Consider the following 4,330-nt stretch of genomic DNA (forward strand, 5'->3'; position numbering starts at 1 on the left):
GGCGATGCTTTCCCGGTGCCAATAACTTTCATTATCTGGGGGTATTTATGTCTTGGAAGCAGGGATTAGTGGTAATGATAGTTGCGCTCGGTAGCACTGTCAGTAGCCTTGTAAGCTTTACTCCTAGCGTGCGAGCGCAGACAACTAACAAAGGGTTTTCGGAATTTGTCTCTGGTGCTGGTACGGTGCTATTTTTGGGTGGCGGCTCGCTACTACCATTGCTGACGGATGGCGCGGATGGCGGACAGCATAGCTTGCGGGTAGTAGACGCATTGGGTACCAGCGCGGCACTCTGCTACGGACTTAAAGAAGTGATTAGATCTCCCCGCCCCGATCACGATCGCGAACTCGATAGTTTTCCTAGTTGTCATGCGACGACAGCCTTTGCCGTAGCTCGCATCCAAAGCCACTATCATCCAGACTATGCCATCCTCTGGTACAGTGGTGCTGCCCTGATTGGTTATTCCCGTCTCGATCTCAATCGCCACCGCTTTACAGATGTCCTCATCGGTGCAGGATTGGGTTATCTAGTCGGCGAAATCGAATTGGGACAAAAACGTGGCTTGTTGCTATTTCCCCTAATTCGTCAGGATGCGCAAGGAAATACGATTGTCGGGTTACAAGTTAAAGGCGAGTTTTAAATTGGTAAATAGATCGATCGAGAATTTTACTTTCTCTGTTAAAAAATTAGTGAAAAGATTGAGTGTTAACTTTCGTTGCTCCGATCGCCATTGACTATCCAATACCTACTATCCTCTAAGTTCCTAAACATTTGCAAGTAAATGTGGCAGAGACTTCCAAAGCAGTCTAGAGTAAGAAGTAGTGTAGGTGGAGACCATCGATCGGAGGTTGTGAATGAGTCAGCAGAATCCTTATGAGCAGCTAGGGGTAGCACAAGATGCCACCTTTGAAGAGATTCAAGCCGCTAAACAACGTGTTATCGCCCAAGTAGGTAGCGATCGACAGCTACAAGATAATGTAGAGGCAGCTTATGATGCGATTTTGATGGAAAGACTCAAGCTTCGTCAGCAAGGCAAAATTAAAGTTCCTGACGGGATTAGATTTCCAGAAAAGTTACCCAACGTCGTCCCTAAGTTTACTTCCCTATCGGGGCCTAATTCGCCTAGTTGGGTGAGGGACACATTCGAGCGTCCTGACAGATCTCAGATCCTCACAACTTCTGGAGTTTATGCAGCATTATTGGCGGCGATCTTAGTACCGACGATCGCTAGTTCGGCATTACCGACAATAATTGCTTTTGGCATCGGGTTTTGTTTATATTTTGTCAATCAAAAACAACGTCGATTCAAACGGGCGGTAGTGGGTAGTTTAGCAGCGGCGATTGTCGGTACGGCGATTGCCGCTGTAATGGTAAATTATTTACATATGCCGACAGAACAACTTATTGGCATTCATGGTGAGGTTTTTGCTGGCGTATTAGTGCTTGTCATGTTGTGGGCTGTCAGCAGTTTTACCAAGTAATCGATCTTCACTATTTTCTAACCCCCGTTGCCAGGTTTGGGAATGGGGGCTAGTAATTTTAGCCACCCTAACACAATGAGCATAGATTTAAGACTGACATTCTAGCTCAGCACACAAACTAGCAATAGCATTAACAATAATTTCTGGTTCGTCGATCCAGACAAAATGACTGCTACGATCGGCAGATACTTGGCGAGTATTGCTAGATAACTTGAGTAAATCGAGATGAATGCGATCTCGAACTCGATCGGCAGTAGCCAATGATAAGAATTTAATCCCTAATAATGGTCGCAAGAAGGTATGCGATTTGATGCTAACTATCGGTAAATCTCCTAAATTAATAGCAGTTTCTAATTGCCTACCACTAGTATCCAACCCCCACATTTCTCGTCCCATCGTCAGCCAATGCCGAGCAGAATAAAAAGACTTTTTGACGTATTGCCGATCGAGCTTGGGAAACTTATTGAGTTCGGGTTTGATTAACTCAAATACACCCAATTCTCCTAGTATTCTAACCATACCTAGTAACGCACCGATCGCGACAAACCCAAAACTCAGCGTAAAAAATAGCTTGAGCAATCCTACATTCCAAGGTAGAGAAAGCATCGAATGCTCGTGTAAGCCATCAGTCAAAACTAAACCCCTCACCTCATCGGGGAATCGATCGGCATACAAGCGTAGATTATAACTCCCAAAAGAATCGCCCACCAAAATATACGGTGGTGGAACTTTGGCAATGGTTAATAACTCGTGTAACTCATTGACAATTTGTTGACTGGTGCGGGGTGAAGAGGAACCCTGACTCCAGCCATATCCAGCACGATCGTAGATACAGACCCGAGTTAATTTCGCAAGTTCATCGATTAATAAATAGCCCTCAACTCCACCCAAACTAGCATCGATAATAACTGTAAGTTCACCAGTCCCTCGAATATCTAAGTGGCGCACATTACCATCGGGAGTAGTAACTAACTTTCCTGGTGGTAATAGAGATTTGCGTTCGCGATAACTAGCCCATTGATGATAAATTGTCGTCACGGTGAGGAAGATAATCTCGATCGCTTGCAGGGATGATAAGCTATTAGACATATTATTGACAGCCAGAAATCGATCGTTAATCTCCATTTGAGGTTAACTTACCCAAACCCTAACACCTAAACCCCAAACTTCAATTTAATTTATGTGGCAGTGGCAAACTCGATCGGGACTACCGTATTTAACTTGCGATCTACTCGCTGACTGGCAACATGGCTTCTTTACTCGCCAGTCTTCGCCGCGAGAACCCCAAGATCTCACCCCGATTTTAGCTGCTAATGCCAGTACTCACCGTCTCAAGCAGATCCACGGCAAGATCGTATTGAATCCCTCCGAAATTGCTCATGCGACTGAAGTAGAAGTCGAGACAGGTAATGCGCTCGGCGATGGAGTGTTGACAGATCGAGCCGCGCAAGCTGTCTGGGTAGCTAGTGCCGATTGCAATCCGATCTCGATCGCCAATCGGCATACAGGTAATGTGGCAGCGGTACATGCTGGCTGGCGGGGTACCTCGCTCGGAATCGTGAAAGTGGCAGTAGAGCGGTTATTAGCTCAGGGTGGCAGTTTAGCAGATATTATTGTGGCGATCGGCCCTGCGATCGATGGTACAGTTTACCAAGTCACTACACAGACGGGATTGGAAGTATGCGCCTCGATTTGCCAGGGTCAAGGCTCCGCAAACGCGCCTACATCGCTCTCAGGCGCTCCAGATGCCGATATTGCTAGTTTGCTCGCAATGCCCAATTCACCCCTATTACCAGACGAGCAAGCGGGGAGAGTGCGGCTAGATGTGCGGCGGGTAAATCAGTTGCAGCTCGAAGGTTTGGGAGTAGATCCAGCACAGATTTCGATCGCTCCACATTGCACTTTCCAGGAGCCAGAACATTTCTTTTCTTATCGTCGGGAAAAGCTCAAAAAAATCCAGTGGTCGGGAATTGTCAGCATTTAAGTACGATCTGTAGTTCGATCGAAGGAGTTGGTAGATAGAAGTAAGTAGTAGCGAATTCGAGGTAGGGTCTTTTGTTATGAGTCGGTTTGTAGATTTGGGAGACTCGATCGCCAGAAAACATTGTGTAATTTAGTATTCATAATTTACTATTAAATAGTCTGGTCGTTGTTCGGGAACGATTTTTATGTGTGACTTAAAAATAAATACAAACAATAGGAAGTAGCGTCGATGGAAAATGACAACCAAAAGACGTTAGCCAAGGTACTTCAACCCGATCGATTGGCAGAATTAGAGGCGACAGGGCTGTTAGATAGCTCTGTGGAAGAGACATTCGATCGATTTACGCGACTTGCCAGCACCATCCTCAAGACTCCAGTATCGCTGGTATCATTGGTCGATCGAGAGCGACAATTTTTCAAAAGTAGTATCGGACTCCAGGAACCGTGGGCGAGTAGTAGAGAGACACCTCTGTCTCACTCATTTTGTCAGCAGGTGGTCGAGACATCGCAGCCATTGTGTGTCGTCGATGCGCGCATCCACCCACTATTTAAAGAGCACCTCGGTACGATCGAACTCGGTGTAGTTGCCTATCTAGGTGTACCCATCACCACCGCCAAGGGTCATACATTAGGGTCTTTTTGTGCGATCGATACCAAACCGCGTGAATGGACTCCAGAAGAGCTGGAAACCCTCTCAGATCTGACTGCATTACTAATCGGTCAGGTTGAATTTCGGCTGTTGGCACAGCAGTTGCACGCAGAGTATTTAGAATTGCGAAACCTCGAACTCTTTCGCACTGAGACGGTAGAAATGCTCGTCCACGATCTGCGCGATCCGCTCGATTCTTTGCTAGGTGGACTAGAT

5 protein-coding genes are annotated in these 4,330 nt (G+C 46.4%); 4 read left to right on the forward strand and 1 reads right to left on the reverse strand.

What is annotated here, in order from left to right; translation table 11 throughout:
* Both RMO52_RS16965 and RMO52_RS16970 read left to right on the forward strand, forming a co-directional pair.
* Positions 1 to 641, forward strand: a 641-nt coding sequence (locus RMO52_RS16965) for a phosphatase PAP2 family protein (protein ID WP_310416507.1), incomplete at its 5' end; no start/stop codon positions are given.
* Positions 642 to 855: 214 nt separating this feature from the next.
* Complete coding sequence (locus tag RMO52_RS16970) at positions 856 to 1,482, forward strand: CPP1-like family protein (RefSeq protein ID WP_310416510.1); 627 nt, start codon at positions 856 to 858, stop codon at positions 1,480 to 1,482.
* A gap of 87 nt (positions 1,483 to 1,569) precedes the next feature.
* Here the strand turns inward: RMO52_RS16970 and RMO52_RS16975 are convergent, their stop codons facing one another.
* Positions 1,570 to 2,607 carry an alpha/beta hydrolase gene (locus RMO52_RS16975; protein ID WP_310416513.1) on the reverse strand — a complete coding sequence of 346 codons (1,038 nt, stop codon included), beginning with the start codon at positions 2,605 to 2,607 and terminating at the stop codon, positions 1,570 to 1,572.
* Between the two features lie 55 nt (positions 2,608 to 2,662).
* On the opposite strand from RMO52_RS16975, the gene pgeF reads away from it, so the two are divergent.
* On the forward strand, positions 2,663 to 3,466 hold the full coding sequence (pgeF, locus tag RMO52_RS16980) for a peptidoglycan editing factor PgeF (RefSeq protein ID WP_310416517.1): 804 nt from the start codon (positions 2,663 to 2,665) through the stop codon (positions 3,464 to 3,466).
* A gap of 228 nt (positions 3,467 to 3,694) precedes the next feature.
* Positions 3,695 to 4,330, forward strand: a 636-nt coding sequence (locus RMO52_RS16985; protein ID WP_310416521.1) for a GAF domain-containing protein, incomplete at its 3' end; no start/stop codon positions are given.

Origin of the sequence: Chamaesiphon sp. OTE_8_metabat_110 (genome assembly GCF_031382685.1) — a bacterium.
GTDB lineage: Bacteria > Cyanobacteriota > Cyanobacteriia > Cyanobacteriales > Chamaesiphonaceae > Chamaesiphon.